A 26,743-nucleotide genomic window follows, 5' to 3' on the forward strand; every position below is an offset into this window, starting at 1 on the left:
GAACTTAGGAATGCTAAAATTAAAACAAGGCCAATAATTAAAGTAATTATATAAAAGATTGCCATCCTGTGTTTGTAGTTAAACATTGGGTGGTATTTTTTATGGAGTAAATACAAATAAACAAAGAAAGTGTATAAATAAATTTTTCATGCAGTTTTAAAAAACATTTTTGTCGTAATAAAATTAGTAAATTACAAATACAATATAATATTATTACTAAATTAAAGGTGTATGATGGGAATAATATGTTGGATAAAATCAAAATTATTATTGAGTAAAAAGAGTAATGAAGAAAGTTTAATGCAAATATTAAGAGAGGAAATAAAGAACTTAAAAGAGGAAAATAAAGAATTGAAAGAAAAAATTATAGTATTTCCAAAGAGAACTAGTGAAGAAATATCTATAAAATTTTTTGATGAAAATATAGAAGAGGTAATTATAAGAAATATACATGAAACCAAAAAAGAGATTTTTATTGCAGTTGCATGGTTTACTTCAAAAACTATAATGGATGAACTAAATAATCTTAAAAGAAGAGGAATAAATATTAAAGTTATTATTAATAATGAATCAAATAAGAATTTTAATACTTATAAATTAATGAATGTTTGTAGTGAATTAAAAAAGGTGATTATGCCTAAAAGAAAAAATACTATTTATAGTAATTTTATGCACAATAAGTATTGTATTATAGATAATGAAAAGGTAATTGATGGATCATATAATTGGAGTAACAATGCTAAATATAATTTAGAACATATTATTGTTATTGAAAGTACTAGTGTAGCTAAAATGTATAAAGAGAATTTTGATAAGATCTATAATAATCCTAAATATTATAATTTTGAAGAATTTAATGAATTAGGGTAAATTTTATAACTTATTAATTTTAAGGAGTTTTTTATATGGAAGACGAACAAATAAAGGATATTATAGTAGCTTTAATAAATAATAGGATGTTTCCAGAGGGAAAAGATGAAGAACATACAGCTAAATATGTAGCTAGATTTATAAAAACATTGCAAAAAGAATTAGATAAATAAGATTGGGGTGGTGGAGGGGCGCCTCCACCATGAAAACCTCGACAATACAGGAATGTGTTGTCGAGGTTTTTTATGCTATAATAAGATTAAATTATAAAAGATATGAGGGAGAGAAATGAGAAACTATAAAGAGTATATAAATAATTTAGAATGTTATAAAGATATAGATTTAATTAATACGAGTGGAATAATTAAGATTAATATAGGGGCGGATTCTTATATAACATATGGTAGCTCAATAGTTAAAGTTTTTACAACTATATTAATTCAACTTGAAAATAGAAATGGAACTAACAAAAGATTACAAAAGGCATATGATTATATAGGAGATTCAGATGTTAGTATAGAAATATTGGAAATATCAGAAGGAATGTATTTAAAAGAAAAATCAATGCAATATATTGATAATATTAAGCCTACTTTGAATTATCAAAGAAGTGAAGATGGTTTTAGTGAAGATCATAAAAGAAATTTATCGAAATCTAAAATAGGTGAAAAGCATAATCGAGCAAAGTTAACTGAAGAAGAGGCTAAACAAATAAAAGTTATGGCAATATATAGTGGAATGACATCAGGAGAAATAGCAAAAATGTTTAATATAAGCCCTCAACAAGTAAGAAAAATAAAATTAGGAATAGCATGGAGTCATATTGTAGTATAAAGGGAAATAATCGAAATAACAGTTAGTTTATATACTAGCTGTTATTTTTTTATCAACAAAATCTAAGCAAGAACTAACTTTAAAAAAGTATTGACATTAAGCAAGAGCTAGATTAAGATAGAAACATAGAAAGTTAAAGCATAAGCTTGCTTAGATAAGAGGAGGGTATTTATGAAAGTATTAAATATTTGTACATTAAAGAGTGGTTTTCAAGGAAAAACAAGTGAAGGAGAAGCTTTTAAAATAATAAAGCTTAAAGATGTAACTAAAGATGGGATTGTAAAATATGAAGAATTAGAAAACTTTGATACTGAAAAGATGAATGAAAAGTTCTTATTAAAAAAAGGTGATATTATTTTAAAAGCAAAAAGTGGTGATAATACAGCAGCTTTAATAAAAGAAGATATTGGAAATATAGTTGCAGCTTCTCATTTTATAGTTATTACAGTAAATGATGATAGTGTATTAAGTCCAGAATATTTAGTAGCATATCTAAATTCAGAGTATGCACAAGATTACTTTAAGAAACATGCTGAAGGAACTACATTACCAATTATTAAGATTAAAACTTTAGAAGAACTTGAGATAAAAGAGTTGGCAATGGGTAAGCAGTTAGAAGTTGCAAATATGTATAAACTTATTAAAGAAGAAAAATTAACTATGGAAAAGTTAATAGATAATAGAGAAAAACAATTTAAAGCTTATTTAAGAGAATTATTAGGGTAGGGGGAATGAGTATAATGGTTAATATTGAAAAGTATATAGCTGAAACAACATGGAAAGGACTTAATGTGTTAAGAGGGTATTTGGATTTAGGAATAGCACAAGGAGTGCTAAGAGAGTTGTTATTCTTAAGGTTGTTAAATAGTGGAATTAATATGTATAGTTATTTTGAAGAAAGAATAGATGGAAGAATCAAATTTAATAATACTGAAGAATTATTTACACAACTTAATGAATTTGTTGAAAAGAACATAATTTTACAGGGATTATTTGAAGATATATATAATGTTAGAAATAATAATGATTATAGATTTTTAGATAATGTAATTTCATTATTAAATAATATTGATTTTAATAATAAAGATATGCAGTTAGATATATTATTTAGAAACTTCTTAGATATGTCACCTAAATTAAAGTCTTCTATAAATACTACATCTCCTAGCATTAGAGGGGTGATTAGTGAATTATTAAAGAATAAACAAATAAAAGATTTATATAATCCAAGTATAGGTTATGGTAGCCTTTCTTTAGAAGTTGCATCAAATCATAAGGAAGTTAATATTTATGGACAAGATATTAATAATGAAATGATAAGAATATGTAAGATGCAGTTAATATTAGATAAAAGAATTGAGGATTTAGATAACATTAATCAAGGAAATACAATTATTAGTCCAGGTAATATTGATGAAAATGGATTGAGAAAATTTGATTGTATTGTGTGTGATCCACCATATGGATTAAGAGATTGGGGATATGAAGAAATATTAAGTTATGATAAATATAATAGATTCCATAGGGGAATGCCATCAAAATCATTAGGGGATTATGCATTTATAACACATGTTGTTGAAAGTTTAAATAGTAATGGTATTGCAATTATGGCTGTACCAGCAGGTGTATTATTTAGAGAAGGTGCAGAAGGATTATTAAGACAAAAGTTAGTGGAGGAAAATCTTATTGATACGGTAATAGCACTACCTAATAACATGATGTTTGGAACAGCTATACCTGTAAATTTAATAATATTTAATAAGGTAAAGAAGGAAAAAGATATACTATTTATAGATGTTGCAAAAGAGGTAATGGTAAATAAAGTATTAACTACTCTGTCTAATAATATGATTGAAAAGATTGTTAAAATATATGAGGAAAGATTAAATGTTGAAGGATTTTCAAGAAAAGTTGATATAGAAGAAATTAATGATAATAACTTTAATTTAAATGTTCAAAGGTATATAGAAGAGGTAATTGAGAAAGAAGCTTTAAATATGGATGAGATAGGGAAGGAAATTGAGGAATTAACAGTGAAATTGCAAGCAATACAGGCTGAAATTAATCAGTTTTTTCAATAAAAATAATAACTTATTTATGGGGGGATGAGGATTATGATATATGAAACATTAAAGATTTTAGCAGAGTTATTTTGTGGAGATACACAGGGATTTTATGCTTATAAGAGTGGAGGAAAATTAGTTGAATTTTTTAATTCAACTTATGGTTTTGAAGATGTCTATGGGCAAGGATTTCCTTCAAGATGGCACTATACTCAACAAAGGATTGTAGATTTGTATGAGAATGGAAAAATAAATCTGTTTTTAAATGATATATTAAGTAAGCGATTTATAATGAAAGATTGTAGTGTTAATGAAATTGGATATATTGAAAAAAGAAATGAGATAATACAATATTTAAATGAAGAGTTAATTAGTGAAGGATTTAAAGTAGTTAAAATAAATAATGAATATTGTTTTGTAAGTGAAGATGAGGATTTAGTTTTTATAGGAGAAGGTGGTTTTGCTACTGTATATAAAAGAAAAACTAATGGACTAATTGTGAAAAAATTAAAAGATGATTTTTTAGTCGATGTAGGGGTAAAAAGTAGATTTAAGAGAGAATATGAATTAACAAAATCACTAAATGACATTAATGGTGTAATAAAGGTATATGATTTTGATTCAAGTAGTTATTATTATACAATGGAGTGTGCAGATAAAACATTACAAAGCTATATAGAAAGTACAGACTTATCTGAAATAGAAAAGATTGAGTTGATAATTAGAATATTGGAGATAATGGAGATTGTACACAAAAGGAATATTATTCATAGAGATTTAAGTCCTCTAAATATTTTAGTTATTAATAATGAGATAAAAATTGCAGACTTTGGACTTGGTAAAGATTTAAATATGTTTACATCACATCAAACTATGAATACAAATGGTATAGGACAGTATAGATACTGTGCTCCTGAGCAGTTTATGATGTTAAAGGATGGAGATAAAAGAAGTGATGTATTTTCACTAGGAAGAATAATTAACTTTATTTTAACTAAGGATTGTGTTAATAATAGACACTTTCTTAGAAGTGTAATTGAAAAAGCCACAAATAATGATTCTGTTTTTAGATATAATGATGCAAGCGATTTACTTAAATCTGTAAAAAGAAGTATTGAATATCATAATTCAGTAAAAAAAGAAGAGCAAATTAAAAATATGATAAATTTAGGGGAATATAGTATTGAAGTAGAAAATTATATTTACGAATTGGCTGAAAATGAGTTATGTAGAGAAATTATAAAAAGCTATAAGTTTAAAGCTGCTGTAATTAGATTTATAGGAGACAGTGAAGATAAGGCTTTATATATTTTAAGAAGTTTAGATAGTAGTTTTGTGGAAGAATGTAAGTCATGGGAAGATTTTGATCCTATTTCTGATATATCCTACAAGGTACTAGATGACGATGCGTTCTCATTTGTAGCAAAAGAAATATCTGCTAATTTATTAAATTATATTGCATATGATGTAAATAGATTTGACGCGCAAAGAAAAATTGAACGATTGATTGATAAAGGAATTGAACCTTTATTAGAAGAAATGTTATGTTAAAATAGTAGTATAGTAAATATAGTACAACAGGAGGATAAAATGATAGATATAAAGAAAATAGAAAAAGATTTATGGGAAGGAGCAGATCAACTTAGAGCAAATTCTAAGTTGACTGCATCGGAATATAGTATGCCAGTTCTAGGATTAATATTCCTTAGACATGCATATAATAGATTTTTGGTAGTTAAGGAAGAAATAGAAGCTATATTACCATCAAGAAATGGTAGAAAAAGACCAGTAACAAAAGAAGACTTTATGAGTAAAAGTGCTATATATATTCCTCAAATAGCTAGATATGATTACTTATTGGATTTAGAAGAGGGAGCAGACATTGGTAAAGCAATCAATGATGCAATGAAAGCTATAGAAGAGGAATATGAAACTTTAGCAGGTGCATTACCTAAGAATTATAATATTTTTGATAATGATTTATTAGCTGATTTAATCAGAATATTTAATAGTGATGAACTACAAAAGGCTACAGGAGATGTATTTGGTAGAATATATGAATACTTCTTAAATAAATTTGCCATGAGTGGTGCACAAGAAGGTGGAGAATTCTTTACTCCAATTTCACTAGTTCAAATGATAGTAAATGTTATAGAACCAGAAGGTGGAATAGTATTTGATCCAGCATGTGGTAGTGCAGGGATGGCTGTGCAGACAGGGCACTTTGTTGAATCTCACGGTAATAATGCTAATGATAAAATTACCTTTTATGGTCAAGAGAAGGCAGATTTAAATACCAAATTAGCAAAAATGAACTTAGCTGTTCATGGATTAAATGGAAAAGTAATTCAAGGGAATACATTCTATGAAGATAAGCATGAGTTACTAGGTAAATGCGATTATGTTATGGCAAATCCACCATTTAATGTTGATGGTGTAGATAGTGAAAAAATTAAGGCAGACCCTAGATTAAAATATGGTTTGCCAGGAGTAAGTTCAAAAGGTAAAGCAGTAAGTAATGGTAACTATTTATGGATTCAATATTTTAATACATACCTAAATAAAACAGGTAGAGCAGGATTTGTAATGGCTAGTTCAGCAACAGATGCAGGTGGTAAGGAAAAAGATATCAGAGAAAGTTTAGTTAGATCAGGAGATGTTGATGTAATTATATCTATAGGAAATAATTTTTTCTATACTAGAACTTTACCTTGTACTTTATGGTTCTTTGATAAGAATAAGTTAGAAAATAATAAAGATAAAGTATTAATGATAGACGCAAGAAATACATTTAGAAAAGTTAATAGAACAATAAATGACTTTTCACAAGAACAACTTAAAAATTTAACATCTATTGTATGGCTATATAGAGGTGAAAATGAAAAATACCTAAAATTAATCAAAGATTATATAGTTGAATATTCAAATAAAGCAGAAAAGATAAATGAAAAATCTAAAGAATTTGAGAGCGTATTACAACTATTAGTTGATCAATTTCAAGAGTTTAATTCATTTAAGTTAATTGGTGAAGAGGATAAAGAAAAGAAAGTAGAATATTATGAGTCACTAAAAGCTCTAGAAAAAGATATGGATAAGTATTTTATAGACAAAGAGAAGTTGAATTATGAAATACAAGATTATTTAAATAAGGTTAAATCATATACAGATAATGCTTTTAGTAGTATAGAGGAACATAATGCTATACAAAAAAATATATATACTAGATTTGAGAATATATCAAAAGAGCTAAAGCTAAATGTAAAAACAATAGACCGTTTATACAAAGAAGCTAATAACATTTTAGATAAAGCAGAAAAAGAATTGAATGCTAAAAAGAGTGATGTATGGAATACAAAAGTAGTTAGAGAAAATAGAAAGATATTCGAAGAATTAAGAAGAAAGTTAATAGAGTTCATAAAAGACATTAACTATATATACTCTCAAGTAAAGTGGTTACAAACAAAGTTTGTTAATGCAAAACTAGAAGATATCGAAGGATTATGTAAGTTAGTAGATATAGATACTATTAAGCAAAATGATTGGAGCTTAACACCAGGTAGATATGTTGGAGTTGAACAAAGTATTGATGAAGATTTTGATTTTGAAGGAAGACTTAAAGAGATACACATAGAGTTGGATGGATTAAATGAAGAGGCTTTTGAGTTAGCAAAAATAATTAAAGCTAATTTTGAGGAGTTAGAAATATGATTAGGAATACAATAGAGTTAGGCAGAATTGCAGAGTTTAGAAATGGAGTTAACTATAATAAAGATAATTTTGGCATAGGAATAAAAGTAATAAATGTAGCAGATTTTAAAGATTATTTTAGACCTAAATACGAAGAATTAGGTGAGATTAATCCGGAAGGTGTAGTTAGCAATGATAGCATCTTACAAAAAAATGATATAATTTTTGTAAGATCAAATGGGAACAAAGAGTTAATTGGCAGAACCTTATTTATTGATGAAGATGAGAAAAATATTATATACTCAGCATTTTGCATTAGGTGTAGGTTTATAGACCCGGAAATTGAACCAAAATTTTATGCATATTTATTTAAAACTAATTTTATAAGACGTACTCTGACAGCTCAAGGGAATGGAACCAACATATCGAATTTAAATCAAGGGATATTAAACAAATTACAAGTACCTAAGCTACCAAAAGCTGCTCAACAGAAAATTGTAAAATTTTTGTCACCATATGATGATTTAATTGAAAATAACTTAAAAAGAATAAACCTATTAGAAGAAAGTGCAGAAATACTTTATAAAGAGTGGTTTGTTAATTTTAGATTTCCAGGTTGTGAGAGTCAGATAGATAGTAATGGAATACCACAAGGTTGGAATAATATTGAGGTTAGACAATTTGGTGATGTAATTACAGGAAAAACCCCTTCAACTAAAAAAAGTGAGTATTATGGTGGATATGTTAAATTTATTAAAACACCTGATATGAACAATAGCATATATGTAATTAATACTAATCAAACATTAACAGATGAAGGGGCAAAAAGTCAGGAGAATAAGTATGTTCCAAAGAATTCTATATTAGTATCTTGTATAGGAACAGTAGGTATTGTTTCATTAACTAGTGAGATTTCGCAATTTAATCAGCAGATAAACGCATTAGTTCCATTTGAGAAAGAGTATATTTATTATCTGTACTTTAAGTTTAAATCGTTAAAGGAATTATTGGAGGGGCTAGGTAGTAGTGGAGCTACAATGGCTAATGTTAACAAGGGTAAGTTTGAAACTATAAAAATATTAAATCCTGATAAAAAAGTAATTAAGATGTTCTATGATAAATGTGATGTTATTTTTAAACAGATATTAAATTTACAGCATGCAAATGAGAAACTTACGGAAGCAAGAGATATATTAATACCAAAATTAATTACGGGGGAGATTGAGGTTTGAGTAGAGAGTATTCAGAGGATGGGTTAGTACAAAAGACTACAATAGATTATTTTAGGTATAATTTAGATTGGGAAACTGTTTATGCTTATAATAGTGAGATACTTGGTGAAAATGGAACTTTAGGTAGGAAATCTGAAAAGGAAGTGGTGCTTGTTAGGTATTTAAAACAAGCACTAAAGAAATTTAATCCAGGTTTACCTGATGATGCTTATGAAGGTGCCATTGAAATAATAACTGAAAACAACTTATCTAAAACATTAATTGATATGAATGAAGAAAAATATAAGTTGTTTAAAGAAGGGGTAAAAGTACAGTTTAAAGATAAAAATGGTGAATTAACAGAAGAAAAATTAAAGGTTTTTAATTTTAGGGAGCCAAAGGAAAATAGTTTTGTTGCAGTAAGAGAATTATGGATACAAGGAAGTTTATATAGAAGAAGGGCAGATATAATTGGTTTTGTTAATGGAATTCCATTATTATTTATAGAGTTAAAAAATACTCATAAAGATGTTAAAAATGCTTATGAAGATAATTTTACAGACTATAAGTATACTATTCCACATTTATTTAACTGTAACGCTATTGTAATGCTAAGCAATGGAATAGAAGGAAAGGTTGGTTCTGTAACAGGTAAGTATGAATACTTTAATGAATGGAAGAGATTTGAAGAAGAAGAGGAAGGTTCTGTAGATTTTGAAACTATGTTAAAAGGTATGTGTTCTAAAGAAAATTTTATGGACATCTTTGAAAATTTTATTTTGTTTGATGATAGTTCAGGCACTAAGGTTAAAATACTAGCTAGAAATCATCAATTTTTAGGCGTTAACAAAGCTATAGAATCATTTAAAGAATCTAGAAAGATTAAAAGTAATAAGCTAGGGGTATTTTGGCACACTCAAGGTAGTGGAAAATCTTATTCTATAGTTTTTTTCTGTCAAAAGCTTTTAAGGTCTGTTAAGGGAAATCACTCATTCTTAATTGTTACGGATAGAAAAGAGTTAGATGAACAGATCTATAACACATTTGTTGGAGTAGGAGCTGTTAAACCTAGTAGTAAAGTATGGGCATCTAGTGGTGAACATTTAAGGCAATTATTAGGTGAAGATCAAAGATATATATTTTCATTAATACACAAGTTCAATGAAAAAGTTAAACAACCTTATGAAAATACAGAGGATTTAATTGTAATATCAGATGAGGCACATAGAACTCAATATGGATTACTTGCAAAAAATATGAGGGATGCTTTACCAGATGCAAAATTCTTAGGATTTACAGGAACGCCACTATTAAGTGGTGATGAATTAACTAAAGAATTCTTTGGTGACTATGTTTCAGTATATGATTTTGATAGAGCTGTTAAGGATGGAGCAACAGTTCCTTTATACTATCAAAGTAGAGGTGAAAAGCTTGGAATAGTTAATGATGAGTTAAACAAGAAAATTCATGCTAAAATTGATGAGTTTGATTTGTCAGATGAGGAAGAGGAAAAGCTAAGAAAAGCCTTATCTAAGGAGTATCATATTATAACAAGTAATGAAAGATTAGATACCATAGCAAAAGATATAGTACAACATTACTCTACTATGTGGGAAAGTGGAAAAGCTATGTTGGTGTGTATAGATAAAGTTACTTGTGTAAGAATGTATAATCTTATAGATAAGTATTGGAAAGAAAAAATTCAAACTACTAAAAAAAATATCGGTCAATCTTTTGATATGCAAGATGAGCTAGATAAGCAAAAGAAATTAAAATGGTTAGAACAAACTGAATATGCTGTTATTATAAGTGAAGAGCAGAATGAGGTTAAAAAGTTTGAAAAATGGGGATTGGATATAATTCCACATAGAGAAAAAATGAAAAAAGGTATAAAGAGAGAGGGTTATGATAAAGAAAGAGATCTTACAACAGAATTTAAGGATTCTGAAAGTCCATTTAGATTAGCGATTGTTTGTGCTATGTGGTTAACTGGATTTGATGTTAAGAGCTTGTCTATTTTATACCTTGATAAAGTGTTAAAAGAACACACTTTAATGCAAACAATAGCCAGAGCAAACCGTGTAAATGAAGGGAAAAATAATGGGTTAATTATAGACTATATTGGTGTGTTGAAAAATTTAAGACAAGCTTTGGCTAAATATGGTTCAGGAATGGGGAATGATGGTGGAGAAAAGCCACCAGCAGGAACTGATGAAGATTTGTTAAATGATTTAAAGAAGTCAATAAAACTAACTAAGAAGCATTTAAAGGTAAATGGCTTTAACTTAAATGAATTGATTAAAGCTGATGGATTTAAGAAAATTGCATTAATAAAAGATGCTGAAGAGGCGGTATATGCTACAGAAGAGGTAAAGAAGAAATTTGAGATACTTGCAAGAGATGTTCAAAATAAGTTTAAATCTTGTTTATTCATGGAAGGAATTGATGAGTTGATTCCAGAATGTGATGCTATAAAGGCTATATACAATAAGATACAGGACAATAAGAGAGAAACAGATATTTCACATGTTATTCTAGAGCTTCATAATGTTGTTGATGAAGCAATAAAAACAGAGAATATATCTGAAGGTGGATTAGTACCTAGTAGGTTATTCGATATTAGTAATATAGACTTTGATAGACTAAAGGAAGAGTTTAAAGGTAGTAAAAGAAAAAATACAGTACTACACAATATGAAAGAACAAATAGAGAAAAGACTTGAAAAAATGATAAAGCAAAATCCTATGAGAATGGACTTCTATAAAAAATATAAAGAACTAATAGAAGACTATAATTATGAAAAAGATAGAGCTGTAATTGAAGCAACTTTTGAAGCTTTACTTAAATTTGTTAATGATTTAAGCCAAGAAGAAAAGAGAGCAGCAAAAGAAGGTTTGGAAGAAGAGGATTTAGCATTATTCGATTTATTAGAAAAGCCAAATTTGGAGAAAAAGGATAGAGATAAGTTAAAAGAGGTAAGTAATGACTTGTTAAATAAACTAAAAACTCTTATTGATGATATAGACAATTGGCGTGAAAAAAGAGAAAGCCAAGCTAAGGTTAAAGTTGTTATATATGATTATTTAATAAATTATTTACCAGAAGCTTATGATTTTGATGAAATAGATAAAAAAAGAGATATTGTATATAATCATTTCTTTGAAAATTATGCTACATCTAATAAGAACACTTATAGAATGTATAGCTAATAATAAATGAGCCTACGTATACGAATGTATGTGTAGGTTTATTTATTATGTGAAATAAATATAGTTTATAAATATATATTATTATATTGAAAGGATATCTATACTAGATAGATAATTCCTATAGGTTCATAAAAAATGGAGGTAATATTAATGAGAAAGGTTAGTAAAGTAAGTGACTTAATTGGAATGAAGCTAGAGGTTAATGTAATAAGTACTATTGAAGAGCAACTAAATATTTTAGATGAGAGCTATGGAGCTGAAAGAAATGTTGATGCAGATTTAGGTGGATATGTATTAGTTTTAGAAACTAAAGAAGATGTTAGTGTAGCAAAAGAAAATATATTGAAAGATATTATTGCAGAGTATGTTGATGATATTAAATGTGAAGGAGGTAAGCAGTATTGTTTATCTCTTTTTCTTTTGTCTTCAGATTATGCAGTAATTGTAGTTGCTACTAAAGAGATAATGGATATTATAGTAGAAGGGTAGGAGGTGGAGAGGTGGCAAAGAAAGCTATTAAGGAGACTAAGTATTGTTCATTAATTTCTCAAAGTGTAATTGCAGATGAAGAATATACTTATGCATTGGAGAAGATTATAGTTAAACCACAAGGAAATAGAGAAGAATTAAGATTTAGTGTGTATAAAGATCAACAAAGATATGGTATGAAGCTATTAGTAAGACCACTAGATCTTCAAGAAGAATTGTTTTTACTTTTATTAAAGAAAGCTATAGAAGATAACATGTTTAGCAAAAAGTTTATAACACAATTAAAGAATTTAATTAATGAGAAATAAGACTTAATTATCAGTATTAATGGTAATTAAGTCTTTTATTATTTTAGGAGGATTTATGAGATATTTACTATGTGTTGGAAGTATTAAAATGGGTAAATTTACAGTGAAAATTAATGAGGAAGTTAAGAATAGTTATGGAAAGTAAAAAGGTGTCAAAAAGAGTTAATTTAGTATCAGTAAAACTTATAAAAGAAGGTTCAATTTTGTATGAACCAAGAAGGGTTTCAAGTCCTAAGGATGCTTTTGAGTTAGGTAAGGAGTTCTTGATAGATAGTGATATAGAAAAGCTTATACTAGTATGTTTAGATAAGAAGAATCAACCTACTTCTATTAATACAGTTAGTGTAGGAAGTCTAAATTCATCTATAGTACATCCAAGAGAAGTTTTTAAGGTAGCTATATTAAGTAATTCAGCAAATATTATAGTTTATCATAATCATCCTTCAGGAGATGTTACACCAAGTAAGGAAGACATTAATATCACAGAAAGACTAAAGGAAGCAGGTAAAATATTAGGAATAGAGCTAATAGACCATATTATAGTTGGTTCAAATAGCAGTTATTACAGTTTTAAGGAGAAGGGGGATATTTAGTATGTTTGCTAAAGAAAATAGATATATAACAAGAGGGGTAAATGAAAAATTAGATTTACCATTACAAATATTATTATGGAGTTTAGTTGATGATTTGAAAATAGAGAAGGACTATTTACAAGTTTTAAAGTTAAGTAGAGTTGGAGACGTTTTAAATATTGAGCATACACAAGAGATACCAGATTATAAGTCATGTATAAAAGTTAATGCAAAGAATTTAGAGTTTGAGGGTAATGAGAAGGTATATTTAATAGATTCATATGACTATAGCACAATGTTGCTAGCAGAGGAATATTAAGGGGGAAAGGGGGAAGAGCTATGCTAAAAAATGAATCAAAGATTTTAAATGAATTCTTTATGAAGGATTTAACTAAGTTAATTGAAAAATATAATAATATGGATGAAGTTATAGTAGAAAAGCTAGAGGATTTAGTAGCTAAGGTGGATGATAATGAGATAAAAGAAATCTTAATGAAAGATTTAGATGAAACTTTAGCTTTAGTAGATGAACTAGGGGAAGAGGTGGAAGATGATGTTATCCAATTATATTTCTTTATTAAAAATAATATAAAGGAAATTAATATAATAGAAGCAAAAGCAATACATGAAGAAATTATATTCAGAGGATATTCAACAATTGATGATATTATTATGTATTCTAAGCTAAAGGATTTAAGGGAATATGTTAGTGATGAGATAGATGACATACTTAGCTCATCTTATCAGCTTGACAGGTTATTTGATAAGGATACTATCATAGATTACTTTTTAGAAGGTACTTCAATTGGAGAAATAGCAAGAGAAATGATAGATAATTATGATGAATATGAAGAAGTTTTAGATATAGAGCCAGATGTAATGTTTGAATCTAAGCATGGGCAAGAGTATTACTATGCATATGTTAATAATTAGTTGAGGAGGACATATAATAATGAATGTAGTTTTAATTATACAAATAGTAGCAATGGTGTTAGAGTTAATTGCAAAAGGGTTAAGTGAATCAGATGCAATTAGTAAAGCTAGTAGTGCATTTAATGTTTCAGAGAGCTTTATAAGAAAATTTCTATAAATTTAATAAAAATTATACAAATATTATTTAAGTATTTGTATAATTTTTTTTTTCATTTCTAAAGTGTTTATAGGTGACTACTTTGCCACCTATACCACTATACTTTATTTAGTGATAATATTTGAGTATAATGATATAAAAACTATACAAGTAGGAGATATTATGAGCTTAGAAAATGCAATAAATTATAGATTAGTTTCACTGGTAACAAGTTTTTCAGTAGCAGATAGATGGGGATATAAAAATAATAGTGAAGGATATAAAGAGCTAAAAAGAGTGTTTAAGGATAAGTGTAAATTAATAACTCTAGAGGAATTTAAGGATGAAATTATTTTGGCTTGGATAGGAGAATCAGATAATAAAAGAAGATTAAAGAGGTCTAAGGCACAAATACTTGATGAAAGTATGAGTGATGAAGAAAATAGAGAGTTGTTTAATAAGATATGTGATAAGGTAAAAAATCAAAATAAAGAAAATTTATTAACTGGTATACCTGATGAAATTAAAGAAAATAAAGGAGCTGTAACAGATACAATAGATATTATAGATAAAGGATTTGCTAAAATAATGAAATCTGCTAAAAATGCAAATGTTAAGCTTGAATTTGATAAAGAAGAATTTGATGACATTACTTTAGCTATGGCATGTCTAGAAGAGATGAAAGATAAATCTCAATTGGATGATTTAGATAGTGATACATTTTTAGAGAGTGTTTTAAAGGTACATAATAAGAAAATAAACCATGCAGAAATGCCAGCTAAAATTTACACAGAACAAATGTTATTAGAAATAAAGACTGACTTCAATGCTAGGCTTAATACTATACCAATTAACACGAAATCTAGAAATAGAACTAAAGAAACTATTTTTGATAAAATGGATTATGCTAAAATGTCAGCAATGACACTTGCAGATTTTTCATCAGGGTATGATGAATTAATAGATTTGTATGATGAAATCAACAAGGATATACATTCTATAGATGGTTTAATAAAATTTTACAATATAGAAAGTAGATATAATTTAATATTTTATATAAATGTAGTAATAGATCTATATGAAGATACTAGTTTATCAAAAAAAGAATTGGCAAGGCAGATTTCAAAACTAGCATTGATGGATTCATATATATATCGTGCTTCTAAAATGAGATTTGAAATTAATAAATTAATATGTGCTTTTGGTAAAGAGGATGAAACCTACAAAAGCTTGTATAATGAGATTAATGAGCTAGTAATATTAAAAAACAAAATTGTTACTGATTTATTAGAAGTAGGAACATTAGATTTTGAAGCTTTAAAAGATGAGGCTTTTAACGCTATAAGTTCTAAGTGGAAAGCAGAAATAGTTAATCAAATTAAGAAGGTTGATGTAGTAAAGCATTTAGGTTTTAATGATGATAAAAAAATGAAACAAAGGGTACAAAGGCATTTAAAATACTTATTAGAGGATAATAAAGAAATATTGTTAGAAAGAAGCAGATTAAGAAATAACATATAATGCATAAGAAATCACCATCTTTGGCTATTTTTACAACATAAACCTCATTAAGAAATAACATATAATGCATAAGAAATATAGATACTTCAATTGAATTTAGAAGTATCTATATTTTTTTATAATTAAATTACTAAATTTTACATAAATGTAAAATTAATTTTAGAATTAGAGTTTTAAGCTGGATAAATTATTTCTTAAAAATTATATACTCTAACTGTAGCAAACGAGCTACGAAATATGATCTTTAAAAAGTTAATAACATGCATCTAGGGAGGTAATAGATATGAAGAGTGATGAAATATTCTTTATTGATACAGAAACAAATTCACTGGATTTTAGGAAAGGCAATATAAAATTAATAGTTTTTTCTAACGGGTTTAGTAAAGTGGTTACAAGAACAAGTGTAGATGAAAAGCTTAAAAATATTCTAAAGGATAAGAGTATTACTAAAGTATTTCATAATGCTAAATTTGATGTTGGATTCTTTCAGAGTAAAGGATATATGGCAAACAATTATCATTGTACATTACTTATGGCTCAAGTATTAGGGGAAGAAAAGTTAAGTTTAAAAGCTTTAGTTAAAAAGTATCTTGGTGTTGAAATGGACAAGTCTATGCAAAATAGTGATAACTGGCAAGGGACTGAAATAACTCAAGAGCATATTGATTATGCAGTAAAGGATGTTGAGTACACTAGAGCTTTATACTATAAACTTTTAGATTTACTTGTAGAGAATAATCTTTTAACTGTTTATGAAAGAGAAAGAAGAGCTCTACCAGCTATAGTAATGCTTGAAGGTAATGGTATTAATATGGAGTTTGATAAGTGGAATGCTAGATTAGATGATGATAGAAGGGTGGCTATTGAATTAGAGAGTACGATTAAAGACTTACTTAATAGGGAAGAGCTAAACATTAATTCACCCAAGCAATTAGTTGAAGCTATTTCAGAGTACGGTATTAAGCTATATTCAACAGCAGATGATGAGCTAGCAAGGTATTCGGATGAACATGAAGTAATCAAACTTATTAGGAAGTATAGAAGACTTCAAACAAAGATTAAAACCTATGGTGAAAAGCTAAAGCAATTTATTAATGACGATGGAAGGATAAGAGCAGATTGGAGATTAGTAGGTGCAAGCTCAGGGAGAATGTCCTGTAATAATCCACCACTTCAAGCTATGCCAGGGAATAGTAGAGAGTTTTTTGTTGCAGATGAGGGGTACAAGCTTATAGGTTCAGACTACTCACAGATTGAGCTTAGAGTTCTAGCAACTATTTCAAATGATGAAACTTTGATTAGTTACTTTAATAATGGGATAGATCTTCATTTAGGAACAGCAAGTTTAGTTTTTAAGAAGCCTATAGATGAAATTTCTAAAGAAGAAAGACAAGTTGCTAAAAGCTTAAATTTTGGCATAGTTTATGGAATAACTGCTTATGGAATTCAGAAAAATCTTAGGAAAAGTGGTGTTCCAGCATCATTGGAGGAAGCAGAGAAGTATAGAATTGAATTTCTTAATGTTTATCCAAAGGTAAAAGAACTTCAAAATGCTTTATTAAAAGCAGACTATATAAAAACATTAGGGGGAAGAAGGTGGCAAGGTGGTAGTTTATCAATGACTCAAAGATTAAATTTACCTATTCAAGGTTCAGCAGCAGAAGGATTAAAGGAAGCTTTAGCATTGCTTGTTGAAAGAATCAAAGAATCCTGGAGGTTAGTTGCAGTGGTACATGATGAAATACTTTTAGAAGTACCAGAAGATGAAGCTGAAGAAGCAAAAAATGTTTTAGAAAGTTGTATGGTTGGAGGAATGAGGACTATTGTTAAGGATATTCCAATAATAGTTGATACTTCAATAAGTAATAATTGGTGTAAATAAGAGGAGGATTACAAATGATTTTTAGAAACAACAAAGAAGTATTAGGAACATCAGGTGCGAAAGCTACTCTAAATGAAGGTGATTATGAAGCAGTAATAAAAAGAATAATTTACTTAAGAGATTGTAAAACCGATTGGGGATTTAGAGATTTTATTGAAGTAATTTATAACATTAGTGTTGGAGTGACAGAACAGGAAAAGAAAGAAAGGATAATGGTATCTCAAGCAGAAAAGTCCAAGTGCTTTAACTTCTTAATGGAAGTATACAATGGCAATATTCCAAATGAGATAAATATAGATGAGTTAGCAGGAAAGAGATGTATTTTAACTATAAAACATAATCCAGATGGAAAAGGTAATGTATATGCAAATATAGTAGAAAGAAAATTTAACTAACTTAGGAGGAATTTAGAATGATAATGAAAACAGTAAAACAAATAATAATGGAGTTTATTAAGGATAGAGTTGTAATTAAGGAGTGTCCAGAAACTCTTTATAAATTAATGTCATTACTTAGACTTATAAAAGAAAGAGGAGATGAGAGTGCTTATTTAGAAATCAAATATCATTGTAATAGTATAGATGAAGGATTATTTTCAGCTATATTAGGAGGTTTATTACCAGGTGTAAGTATTAAAGGGGATAGTGATGATAAGCTTGAGGATATTAGATATGATGAATCTTTAATAGAGGAGTTAAAAGCATTAATTACTCATAATAAAGCAGTTGCATTAGGTTTCTTTTATGATGAAAAGAAAAAACTAAGATTAAATACTAATAGGTGTATAGCTTATTTACAACAAATTCTAGAGTGTGTAGTTAAAAATGGTTCATTAATAGTTCTAAATCAAAAGGAAGGGGTTTATGAGGAATTCACAGAGGAGTTAGCAGGAACTATTTTGAGGTATCTAATGAATAGTACAATTACTGATAGTTGGAAAAAAACATATGAAAGAGATATTTTAGATGGCTTGTTTAGAGAAGTACCTAGAGTTAATGGTGAGGTAGTGGATGATTCTTTAATTGCATTGAATAATGGAGTTTTTAACCTTAAGACTAAGGAGTTAGTACCATATGATAAGAGTCATATATTTACTAGTAAATCACCAGTTAATTTTATAAAAGGAGCACTATGTCCACAATTTATAAAAGCTTTGAGAGAGATAGTATGTGATGATGAAGCTTTATTAATGTGTATCCAAGAAATATTTGGATATACATTAATAAATAATACTAAAGGAGAAAGAGCTTTCTATTTCATTGGAGTAGGATCAAATGGTAAGAGTTTTACAGCAGAAGTATTAACAACCATGGTAGGATCAGCAAATGTAAGTAATGTGCCACTTTCAAGATTCTCAGAAAAGTTTGGAACAGAAGGTCTTATAGATAAGTCTGTAAATATTGCAAATGAAAATGAAATTGGTAATGCTATAAGTACTGAGAATTTAAAAATATTTGTTAGTGGAGATAGGACAAGTATAGCAAGAAAATATAAAGGAGATTTAAATTACAAGTCAACATGTAAGATGATTTTCTTATTAAATAGGTTACCAGATACTTTAGATAATACGCATGGGTATTATAGAAAAATACTTATAGTACCATTTAACAAGGTTTTTAAACAAGAAGAAATGGACAAAAATTTAAAAGAGAAGGTTTTAGAAGAACTAAGTGGAGTTCTTAACTGGGCAATTGAAGGAGCAATAAGACTTATGAATAATGATTATAAATTTACAGAATGTGAAGCTATTGATAAGGTTACAAAGGCTTATAAAGAAGAACAAAATCCAGTAGAAGCTTTTTTAAAAGATGCACTTATATATGAAGAAGAAAGTAGTGAGACTAAAAAGGCTGTACTAGATGCCTATAAGTTATGGATTGAAGGTCAGAACATTTCAGCTAGAGGTACAGAGTCACCACAAAGATTTTGGAAGTCTTTATCTAATTCATCAAAAATAGTTCTAAATGAAGAGTTAGAGTATAAGAAGGTTCAAGGTACACTACATCTTAAAAACTTTAGAATAGATTATTCTAAATTACCTTCAAAAATAGATAAATATACATTTGTATAGATAGGGGATAAGGTGGCTAAGTGGTAGAGAAATTAGAATCAGTCAAGTTCATAATAATTTAGATTTATATTTTTTATTAATACTTAGCCACTTAACTACCTAGCCACTTCAAGGTTAGGTGTAATAAATAAGATTAATAAGTATATATCATAATAATGAATACTAAGGAGGAAAAGGTTAATGAAAGAATGTATTAAAACTACTATAAGCAGAGACAAATTATATGAGAGGGATTATACAAGAGATAGTGTAGAAAAAATTAAATATAATCAAGAAGTTAATAGTAGGATAAAATATAATTCTTTAGTTAAAATATTAGCCTCTATGTATTTAGATTCTCCTAAAGGAGGAGTATAAATATAAGGAGTTGATTTAATGGAACAACCTAATTATCTTGAGATAAAAAGGGCTTGTGCATATATAAGGTATAGCTCTGATAATCAGAGGGATGAAAGCTTAGAAGCTCAAATAAGAGCTATAAAGGAATTTGGTTATGCTAAGGGATATGAAATAGTAAAGGTTTATCAGGATAAAGCTAAGTCAGCAACAACTGATAGAAGACCAGGATTTCAGCAAATGATTAAGGATAGTGGTAATGATATCTTTGATATAGTTATAGTCCATAAGTTGGATAGATTTTCTAGAGATAAATATGATAGTGCTCAATATAAAAGAAAGTTAAAGCAAAATGGTGTAAAGCTAATTAGTGTTACTGAAAATCTAGATGATAGTCCAGAGTCAGTTATACTTGAAAGTGTTATTGAAGGCATGGCGGAGTATTACAGTAAAAACTTAGCAAGGGAAGTAATGAAAGGAATGAAGGAAACTGCATATCAAGCCAAACATACAGGAGGACTTCCACCGTTAGGCTATGATGTTAATGCAGAAAAGAAATATGTAATAAATGAAAGAGAAGCTGAAAGTGTAAGATTAATATTTGAAATGTACACAGCTAGATATACTTTAAGCCAAATGGTAGATGAATTAAATTCAAGGGGATTTAAAACAAAAGCAGGAGCAATGTTTAAGAGTAATAGCATTAATAGTGTTCTTACTAATGAAAAATATACTGGAGTTTATATATTTAACAAATCAGCTAAGAAGGATGCATATGGAAGAAGAAATAGCCATCTTCAAAAAGATCCTAGTGAAATAATTAGAATTGAAGATGGTATGCCGCAAATAGTAGATAAGGAACTATATGAAAAAGCACAAGAGATTCTTAGAAGTAGGAAGAAATCAAAAGCAGTTAATAAGGCTAAAGAAAGCTACTTACTATCAGGCTTAATTAGATGTGGAGAGTGTGGTTATGCAATGTATGGTAATCGTAGACAAGCTAAGAATAAGCCATTATATGTATCATATAGATGTGGTGGTAGAAAGCGTACAAGCAGTAATGTTTGTAGTAATAAGGAAATAAGAAAGGAATACATTGAAGAATATGTTTTAACGGAGCTTGAAGCAAGAATATTTAATGATAAAGCAATTCCAATGTTAGTAGAAGGAATTAATGAAAATCTAAAGAAGCAAAGCCAAGGGGATGAAGATAAAAGAGGAGTTATTGAAAAAGAGCTTAAAGATATAGAAAAGCAAATAGGTAATATAGTAATGGCTATAACAAATGGATTTATCCAAGAAGAGTTTAAGGTTAAGATGGAGGAGCTAAAGGAACGAAAAGTTTATTTAGAAGGTAAGTTAGTAGATATAGAAGCAAGTCAATCAGTTACTAAGGTTACAGAAGAAGATATAAGAAGTCTTTTAACTGGATTCAAGGAATATGTAGTAACTAAAAATATCCCAGAGTGCAAAAATTTCATACAGGACTTTGTTAAAGAAGTTATAGTATATAAGACCCACGTTGAAGTAGTGTTCAACGTGGGTTTTAATGTTTATAAAGAAATTAGTATTAAAACTATAATGTATAGAAAATAAAATTTGCAACTTTCTAATATGGAAAAGTATTCAAAAGTATAAATTTTAATTATATAATGGAGTAAGGGAGAGGGGGATATATGTGGATAAAATAGATTTAAGTATTACATATTTGAAGTGTATAAAAGATATTTATAGTGATAATTGTATAAACCATCTTGAAGATATTATGGAAGAAATAAGTACTGAACTCAAAGTATTGATAACAGAGCACAAAGGAAACTATGATTTAGTCTATAAAAATTCAGTTCATACGAGTGATTTATTTAAATTAGATGGTAGAGTAAAAAAGCCGGAAAGTTTATTTGAAAAATTCATAAGAAAAGATGAAGGCTTAATGTTACTTGATAAATTTCAGATAAGATCAGAAGAAGATATAGATTCTAGAAAGACTGATATAGTAAATTATTTTTATAGTTATGAAGACATTGTTGGAGTAAAAATAGTAACTGAATTAAAAGAAGATGCTAAGAATATGTATAAGTTATTGCTAGATCACAGTAATGAAGTTTCAGACAAAATAATATTTAGGGACATAAAAAATCAGCCAAAATCTATGAAAAATGGATTAGAAATATATAATATAAAAGGTTTATATTTAAATAAATATGGATTTGAGCTACAAATTAAAAGTAAAATAAATTCAGCATGGGGAGACTTAGATCATAGCATCTTTTATAAAAATTATAGTTTTAATCCAGTAAAAAGCACAGCACAATTAACTATGAATCATATAGGTAATATGTTAGATGAGATTGAAAAGCTTTTGTACAGTATAAGGAATGCCGAAAATAACTATGAGGTAACAGCTAAGAAGAGTAGATTTGTTGAACAATTGGATAACTATTTAAGTGAAAAAATTAAAGTAAAGTTTAATAGCAGTTATAGGGTAGATAAGTTAGCAGATATATTATTTTATGCATATGAAAGTTTAGTTTCAGAGTATGACAATACTAATTTAGCAATAGCAGATACAGAATATTATGATCTAATGCAAGCAGAGTTCGAAGATGATTTATGCATTAGCTATAGAAGATTTAGAGAAAATAGTTTTGAAGCAATGATATTAGAAAATATATTTTTGAAAATAATATTCAACAATGAGAATAGTAGCAATGATCAATATGAAATTAAGATTAAAGAATATTTAGAATTTATGTTGTTGTATTTAGCCAAGACATTAGGTGATGAGAGTGTTGCAAGCCTTAATGAGAGAGGAATAGATTTAATAAACATATTAAAAGATGCATTTAATTATGTAAATACTATAGATTTAATAATTAAGAAATATAATTATGAAGTATTGAATCTATGGATAAAGCAACTTTTAGATGATTATGAGATGGATGAATGTCAAAAAAATATTATGATAAAGCTATGGTTAATTACTCTAAATAAAGGGATGCTACAAAAATACTTGGAAAATCAAGATATTAATTTAATTTATGAGTTAGTGGAAGAGGTTAAAAATAATATTAATATGATTGAAGATAAAAGTTCTATAGAAATTAAATTACTAGAAACATGTAATGATGAAATAAGTAGTGTTCTAACTAAAATTATAGGAGGGAATTAAATGGTTGATAAGTTTAATGCATTTTATTATAAACAAAATAATCAAGAGTATATAAGTTTGGTGTTACCTTTTAGAATAGTAAATAATATTTCAGAAGTATTAGTCTATGGAAAAGATAAATACGGATATCAAAGGGAACTATCATCTAATCATTATAATCAAATTAAAAGAAATATACTTAAAGAAAATATTATATTACCAACATCTATTATATTAAGTGTAAACAAATCTGATATTGAATCTAATATAGAAGTTATAGATGATAACTTTATTAGGTTGAAAATTGAAGAGGGTAGGCGAGTATTTAGGGTTGTAGATGGACAACATAGGTTAAAGGGATTAGAAGAAGCTGCTAGGGAAAATAGTGATATAAATGATTATATGTTAAATATAGTTATATTACTTACTGATAAAAATAATAGAATTATAGAAGTAGATACATTTATAGATATAAATTCAAAGGCAAAAAAGATAAAAACAGATTTAACACTTTTAGCAAAATATAATTATGAAATTCTTGGAGAAAAGCCAATTGATGATGTATATGAACATATTTGCGTAAAAGTTGCATACTTATTGCATGAAAAAATTGAAGATAGTGTTTGGAAAAATGCAATAAAATTTGAATTTAATTCATCTAAAAGTTATGGAATAATAGAGGTTAATGCATTTAAACAGTCTATAATGCCTCTAGTAAAAGCAATAATTGATAAAAAACAATTAAGAGTAGTAAATGATATTGATATTATTGATGATATAGCTATGGAAGTAGCGAAAATAATTAATTTACAATGGAAATTAATTAAAGAAAGATGGGAAGCTTGTTTTGAAGAAAAAATAGAAAAAGATTTTGAAAATGAATTTGTCAAAACATATTATAATACAAAATATTATATTCAAAAAACAACAGGCGCTAATTCATTAAATATGATATTTAATGATTCAATTCAAGATACAGTAACACTTGAAGGAGCATTAGAAGAATTTAAGACTATCTTAAAGAAGAGTTTAATTAAATCAGATGATTGGTTAGTAGGAAAGAAATTTAGTGGATTAACTTCAGGATCAGGTTTTAAAAAGGCTAAGAGATTTATAATGAATGAGCAATAAATATAAAGGTCGAGGGTACTAATAGTCACGCCTCGCCTCCACCATACATAAACTTATAATATTGATACAATAGAAAGCCCTTGATTTCAGGGGCTTTTCGTGTTTATTCGAGAAAATGAAGTGATTGAAAAGTAAGTTTTAAACGTGAATTTTGGAAATATAATTAAAAAAATGCACACATCTTATGTATTTTAGTAAGGTGGGTGCATTTTTTAGGTGTAGGTGTGCACTTTTTGGCAGAAAGGAATTTGTAAGAAAATATTTGTAATATGATGTTTAGATTTAATGAATAAGCTATAATTAAGATAAGATTGCGAATAGGAGTGATTAACAATGAAGTATAGTGAGGCAAGAGAAGTATACAAAAATAAGTGGATATTATTTCAAGCTATTTCTGCTTATTCAGAAGGTGGAAAAAGAATTGTAACTGATTTAGCGGTTCTAAAAAGTTATGATAAGGGTAATAATGCATTAAAGGATTATGCAAATTATCATAAAGCTGATAAACAAAAGGAATACTATGTTTATAATACAACTCACGAGACTTTAGAGATAGAGGAAAGAGCTTGGATAGGAGTAAGGATAAATGGTTGATTTAAAGTTTAGATACGGATTACCATTTTGTAAGGTAGAAATAATTCATAATAATAAAAAACTTATTTTAGACAATGTACTTGTAGATACAGGTTCGGGTGGAACCTTGTTTAAAATGGATAAAGTAGAAGAAATTGATATAACTATAGATATGAATGATTCCATTGAAACTATACATGGTGTAGGTGGAAGTGAATTTGTGTATAAGAAAACTATTGATGAAATTAGGCTTAATGATTTACATAGTAGAGATGTTAAAGTGGAAATAGGAATTATGGATTATGGGTTTGATATTGATGGAATAATTGGAATAGATTTTTTAAGACAAATTGGTGCAATTATTGATTTAGAGAAAATGAAAGTGTATAGCAGAAGTGACAATGAAAAATAAATATATTCCCCAATACACCTCACCTAGTATAAGGTAACATATCAATTATAGGTGTGCACTTTTTAGCAATATTACATACAATTTAGCGTTAATCAAATATAACAATTACCTTAAATTAATCTCTATATTGTATCAAAATTATAGTTATTAGACAAATAAGAACTAATGTAAGGATACAATGGAAAAATATTGAAAAATCAAGGCTTAACCATTGTATTTTGCTTTTTATGAAGAAATTTTTAGTTGATTTTAATAGGTATTTTAGCCACTTTTTAGGTATTTTGAGTATTTGTGCACACCCTTTAGTAGAATTTTATTAGGGGGTATGCACTTTTTAGCGGAACTAGATTTTGTTATAGAATAACCTTTAAGAGTGATTTAATTTAGTTAGAAAGTTTATAACAATGATTGATATTTAGTATGATATAATTATTGGCGTTAGTATAAAGTAGTGGACACATTAAGTCGAACTAAGTAAAACAATATTTAGTCAAAAAAGGATGCAAGCATTATGGAAAGTTGAAAAAGATATAATCAAGAATATAAATATATGATAATAGATATATTTAAATCAGCAATAAGCTATTAACATGATAATTTTTAATAATGCATAAATTACAGAAAGAAGGTGTAGTATGAAAATATTTGCAACATCAGATATTCATGGAGACTTTAATGCTTATAAAGAAATAGTTCATTTTGTAAACAATAAAGTTGAAGATATAGATACGATAATGTTTGCAGGAGATATTACAGGTAAACATTTAACCTCTAATTTAGAAGAATTAATAAGCCTACAAGAAAAAGATTACACCTTTTTTAAAGTTAGAGTTTTGAGTAAAATAAACAAGAAAATTAAGGTGATGTATATATTAGGCAATGATGATTGGATTGAAGAACAGGATCTTGATAATAGATATATATTAACCCACTTAGATAATGATAGTAATATATTGGGTTTTGAGTTAATTCATATCACCCCATTCAGCACTAATAGAGAGGAAACAGAAGATGTGATATATAATAAATTTAATAAATTAAATATTAAGGAAAATGAAAGTATCATATTATCACATACACCTCCATATAAAGTACTAGATAAGTGTATAGATGGAACTAGAGCAGGAAGTAAAAGTATTAGGGAAATAATATTGAAGAAGAAACCTAAGCTTTATATATGTGGTCATATACATGAAGACTTTGGAAGTGCTATGTTAGGTGATACTCTTATTCTTAATTGTGCTTGTGATTATAAAAATTTGAGAGGGTGGTATATAGATACAGATACTATGAAATATAGGGAGATATATTTTTAAGTTTAGAGTGGAATATTTTTAAAGAAGCGATTTAAACA

26 protein-coding genes are annotated in these 26,743 nt (G+C 27.6%); all 26 read left to right on the plus strand.

All coding sequences use genetic code 11. The features are described from left to right. Positions 1-270: 270 nt before the first annotated feature. The 26 genes from NG904_RS12780 to NG904_RS12905 all read left to right on the plus strand — a co-directional run bounded on the left by NG904_RS12780 (position 271) and on the right by NG904_RS12905 (position 26,705). Positions 271-870 carry a phospholipase D-like domain-containing protein gene (locus tag NG904_RS12780; RefSeq protein ID WP_252231857.1) on the plus strand — a complete coding sequence of 200 codons (600 nt, stop codon included), beginning with the start codon at positions 271-273 and terminating at the stop codon, positions 868-870. Between the two features lie 35 nt (positions 871-905). After that, positions 906-1,043, plus strand: a complete 138-nt coding sequence (locus tag NG904_RS12785; protein WP_205449346.1) for a hypothetical protein — start codon at positions 906-908, stop codon at positions 1,041-1,043. Between the two features lie 115 nt (positions 1,044-1,158). Beyond that, entirely contained in the window at positions 1,159-1,704 is a 546-nt protein-coding gene (locus NG904_RS12790) for a hypothetical protein (RefSeq protein ID WP_252231858.1), read from the plus strand. Between the two features lie 171 nt (positions 1,705-1,875). After that, positions 1,876-2,430, plus strand: coding sequence for a TaqI-like C-terminal specificity domain-containing protein (locus NG904_RS12795; RefSeq protein ID WP_252231859.1), 555 nt, complete (start codon positions 1,876-1,878; stop codon positions 2,428-2,430). A gap of 14 nt (positions 2,431-2,444) precedes the next feature. Next, a complete protein-coding gene (locus NG904_RS12800) occupies positions 2,445-3,785 on the plus strand; it encodes an N-6 DNA methylase (RefSeq protein WP_252231860.1) in 1,341 nt (446 codons plus the stop codon). A gap of 33 nt (positions 3,786-3,818) precedes the next feature. After that, positions 3,819-5,318: a protein kinase domain-containing protein gene (locus NG904_RS12805; protein WP_252231861.1), complete on the plus strand. Its 1,500-nt coding sequence runs from the start codon at positions 3,819-3,821 to the stop codon at positions 5,316-5,318. Positions 5,319-5,357: 39 nt separating this feature from the next. Then, positions 5,358-7,475, plus strand: a complete 2,118-nt coding sequence (locus NG904_RS12810) for an N-6 DNA methylase (protein ID WP_252231862.1) — start codon at positions 5,358-5,360, stop codon at positions 7,473-7,475. After that, positions 7,472-8,686, plus strand: coding sequence for a restriction endonuclease subunit S (locus tag NG904_RS12815; RefSeq protein WP_252231863.1), 1,215 nt, complete (start codon positions 7,472-7,474; stop codon positions 8,684-8,686). Before NG904_RS12810 ends, NG904_RS12815 begins: the two co-directional genes overlap by 4 nt. Continuing rightward, positions 8,683-11,874, plus strand: coding sequence for a type I restriction endonuclease subunit R (locus NG904_RS12820; protein WP_252231864.1), 3,192 nt, complete (start codon positions 8,683-8,685; stop codon positions 11,872-11,874). The genes NG904_RS12815 and NG904_RS12820 overlap by 4 nt, the downstream gene beginning before the upstream one ends. A 150-nt stretch (positions 11,875-12,024) precedes the next feature. After that, a complete protein-coding gene (locus NG904_RS12825) occupies positions 12,025-12,363 on the plus strand; it encodes a hypothetical protein (RefSeq protein WP_252231865.1) in 339 nt (112 codons plus the stop codon). An 11-nt stretch (positions 12,364-12,374) separates the two neighbouring features. After that, entirely contained in the window at positions 12,375-12,671 is a 297-nt protein-coding gene (locus tag NG904_RS12830) for a hypothetical protein (protein WP_252231866.1), read from the plus strand. Between the two features lie 134 nt (positions 12,672-12,805). After that, the gene (locus tag NG904_RS12835) at positions 12,806-13,264 is read left to right on the plus strand and encodes a JAB domain-containing protein (protein ID WP_252231867.1); all 459 of its coding nucleotides are present in this window, start codon (positions 12,806-12,808) and stop codon (positions 13,262-13,264) included. 1 nt (position 13,265) lies between these two features. After that, complete coding sequence (locus NG904_RS12840; RefSeq protein ID WP_252231868.1) at positions 13,266-13,562, plus strand: DUF960 family protein; 297 nt, start codon at positions 13,266-13,268, stop codon at positions 13,560-13,562. Between the two features lie 20 nt (positions 13,563-13,582). After that, a complete protein-coding gene (locus NG904_RS12845) occupies positions 13,583-14,176 on the plus strand; it encodes a hypothetical protein (RefSeq protein ID WP_252231869.1) in 594 nt (197 codons plus the stop codon). A 19-nt stretch (positions 14,177-14,195) separates the two neighbouring features. Beyond that, positions 14,196-14,333 (plus strand): hypothetical protein, encoded by a 138-nt coding sequence (locus tag NG904_RS12850; protein ID WP_252231870.1) that lies wholly within the window; start codon positions 14,196-14,198, stop codon positions 14,331-14,333. A 162-nt stretch (positions 14,334-14,495) separates the two neighbouring features. Next, the gene (locus NG904_RS12855; RefSeq protein ID WP_252231871.1) at positions 14,496-15,833 is read left to right on the plus strand and encodes a hypothetical protein; all 1,338 of its coding nucleotides are present in this window, start codon (positions 14,496-14,498) and stop codon (positions 15,831-15,833) included. 283 nt (positions 15,834-16,116) lie between these two features. Further along, positions 16,117-17,715, plus strand: a complete 1,599-nt coding sequence (locus tag NG904_RS12860) for a DNA polymerase (RefSeq protein ID WP_252231872.1) — start codon at positions 16,117-16,119, stop codon at positions 17,713-17,715. A 14-nt stretch (positions 17,716-17,729) separates the two neighbouring features. Further along, positions 17,730-18,110 (plus strand): hypothetical protein, encoded by a 381-nt coding sequence (locus tag NG904_RS12865; protein ID WP_252231873.1) that lies wholly within the window; start codon positions 17,730-17,732, stop codon positions 18,108-18,110. 17 nt (positions 18,111-18,127) lie between these two features. Then, positions 18,128-19,786 (plus strand): DNA primase family protein, encoded by a 1,659-nt coding sequence (locus NG904_RS12870; protein WP_252231874.1) that lies wholly within the window; start codon positions 18,128-18,130, stop codon positions 19,784-19,786. A gap of 180 nt (positions 19,787-19,966) precedes the next feature. Beyond that, positions 19,967-20,143 carry a hypothetical protein gene (locus NG904_RS12875; RefSeq protein ID WP_252231875.1) on the plus strand — a complete coding sequence of 59 codons (177 nt, stop codon included), beginning with the start codon at positions 19,967-19,969 and terminating at the stop codon, positions 20,141-20,143. A gap of 18 nt (positions 20,144-20,161) precedes the next feature. Beyond that, positions 20,162-21,718, plus strand: coding sequence for a recombinase family protein (locus tag NG904_RS12880; RefSeq protein ID WP_252231876.1), 1,557 nt, complete (start codon positions 20,162-20,164; stop codon positions 21,716-21,718). 82 nt (positions 21,719-21,800) lie between these two features. Then, positions 21,801-23,294 (plus strand): RelA/SpoT-related domain-containing protein, encoded by a 1,494-nt coding sequence (locus tag NG904_RS12885; protein ID WP_252231877.1) that lies wholly within the window; start codon positions 21,801-21,803, stop codon positions 23,292-23,294. Then, the gene (locus NG904_RS12890; RefSeq protein ID WP_252231878.1) at positions 23,295-24,404 is read left to right on the plus strand and encodes a DGQHR domain-containing protein; all 1,110 of its coding nucleotides are present in this window, start codon (positions 23,295-23,297) and stop codon (positions 24,402-24,404) included. A 333-nt stretch (positions 24,405-24,737) separates the two neighbouring features. Then, on the plus strand, positions 24,738-24,998 hold the full coding sequence (locus NG904_RS12895; RefSeq protein ID WP_252231879.1) for a hypothetical protein: 261 nt from the start codon (positions 24,738-24,740) through the stop codon (positions 24,996-24,998). Then, the gene (locus NG904_RS12900) at positions 24,991-25,389 is read left to right on the plus strand and encodes a retropepsin-like aspartic protease (protein ID WP_252231880.1); all 399 of its coding nucleotides are present in this window, start codon (positions 24,991-24,993) and stop codon (positions 25,387-25,389) included. The genes NG904_RS12895 and NG904_RS12900 overlap by 8 nt, the downstream gene beginning before the upstream one ends. A gap of 635 nt (positions 25,390-26,024) precedes the next feature. Continuing rightward, entirely contained in the window at positions 26,025-26,705 is a 681-nt protein-coding gene (locus NG904_RS12905) for a metallophosphoesterase family protein (protein ID WP_252231881.1), read from the plus strand. Positions 26,706-26,743 lie beyond the last annotated feature (38 nt).

The sequence above is a fragment of the Clostridium sp. ZBS15 genome (assembly GCF_023845705.1).
In the GTDB taxonomy this organism is placed as follows: Bacteria; Bacillota; Clostridia; order Clostridiales; family Clostridiaceae; genus Clostridium; species Clostridium aquiflavi.

Coding starts and splice junctions, on each gene's coding strand:
- NG904_RS12815 (WP_252231863.1), top strand. CDS start 7,472: ATGATTAGGAATACAATAGAGTTAGGCAGAATTGCAGAGTTTAGAAAT.
- NG904_RS12800 (WP_252231860.1), top strand. CDS start 2,445: ATGGTTAATATTGAAAAGTATATAGCTGAAACAACATGGAAAGGACTT.
- NG904_RS12845 (WP_252231869.1), top strand. CDS start 13,583: ATGCTAAAAAATGAATCAAAGATTTTAAATGAATTCTTTATGAAGGAT.
- NG904_RS12875 (WP_252231875.1), top strand. CDS start 19,967: ATGAAAGAATGTATTAAAACTACTATAAGCAGAGACAAATTATATGAG.
- NG904_RS12865 (WP_252231873.1), top strand. CDS start 17,730: ATGATTTTTAGAAACAACAAAGAAGTATTAGGAACATCAGGTGCGAAA.
- NG904_RS12850 (WP_252231870.1), top strand. CDS start 14,196: ATGAATGTAGTTTTAATTATACAAATAGTAGCAATGGTGTTAGAGTTA.
- NG904_RS12790 (WP_252231858.1), top strand. CDS start 1,159: ATGAGAAACTATAAAGAGTATATAAATAATTTAGAATGTTATAAAGAT.
- NG904_RS12905 (WP_252231881.1), top strand. CDS start 26,025: ATGAAAATATTTGCAACATCAGATATTCATGGAGACTTTAATGCTTAT.
- NG904_RS12805 (WP_252231861.1), top strand. CDS start 3,819: ATGATATATGAAACATTAAAGATTTTAGCAGAGTTATTTTGTGGAGAT.
- NG904_RS12840 (WP_252231868.1), top strand. CDS start 13,266: ATGTTTGCTAAAGAAAATAGATATATAACAAGAGGGGTAAATGAAAAA.
- NG904_RS12895 (WP_252231879.1), top strand. CDS start 24,738: ATGAAGTATAGTGAGGCAAGAGAAGTATACAAAAATAAGTGGATATTA.
- NG904_RS12870 (WP_252231874.1), top strand. CDS start 18,128: ATGATAATGAAAACAGTAAAACAAATAATAATGGAGTTTATTAAGGAT.
- NG904_RS12785 (WP_205449346.1), top strand. CDS start 906: ATGGAAGACGAACAAATAAAGGATATTATAGTAGCTTTAATAAATAAT.
- NG904_RS12890 (WP_252231878.1), top strand. CDS start 23,295: ATGGTTGATAAGTTTAATGCATTTTATTATAAACAAAATAATCAAGAG.
- NG904_RS12880 (WP_252231876.1), top strand. CDS start 20,162: ATGGAACAACCTAATTATCTTGAGATAAAAAGGGCTTGTGCATATATA.
- NG904_RS12900 (WP_252231880.1), top strand. CDS start 24,991: ATGGTTGATTTAAAGTTTAGATACGGATTACCATTTTGTAAGGTAGAA.
- NG904_RS12810 (WP_252231862.1), top strand. CDS start 5,358: ATGATAGATATAAAGAAAATAGAAAAAGATTTATGGGAAGGAGCAGAT.
- NG904_RS12795 (WP_252231859.1), top strand. CDS start 1,876: ATGAAAGTATTAAATATTTGTACATTAAAGAGTGGTTTTCAAGGAAAA.
- NG904_RS12860 (WP_252231872.1), top strand. CDS start 16,117: ATGAAGAGTGATGAAATATTCTTTATTGATACAGAAACAAATTCACTG.
- NG904_RS12825 (WP_252231865.1), top strand. CDS start 12,025: ATGAGAAAGGTTAGTAAAGTAAGTGACTTAATTGGAATGAAGCTAGAG.
- NG904_RS12835 (WP_252231867.1), top strand. CDS start 12,806: ATGGAAAGTAAAAAGGTGTCAAAAAGAGTTAATTTAGTATCAGTAAAA.
- NG904_RS12855 (WP_252231871.1), top strand. CDS start 14,496: ATGAGCTTAGAAAATGCAATAAATTATAGATTAGTTTCACTGGTAACA.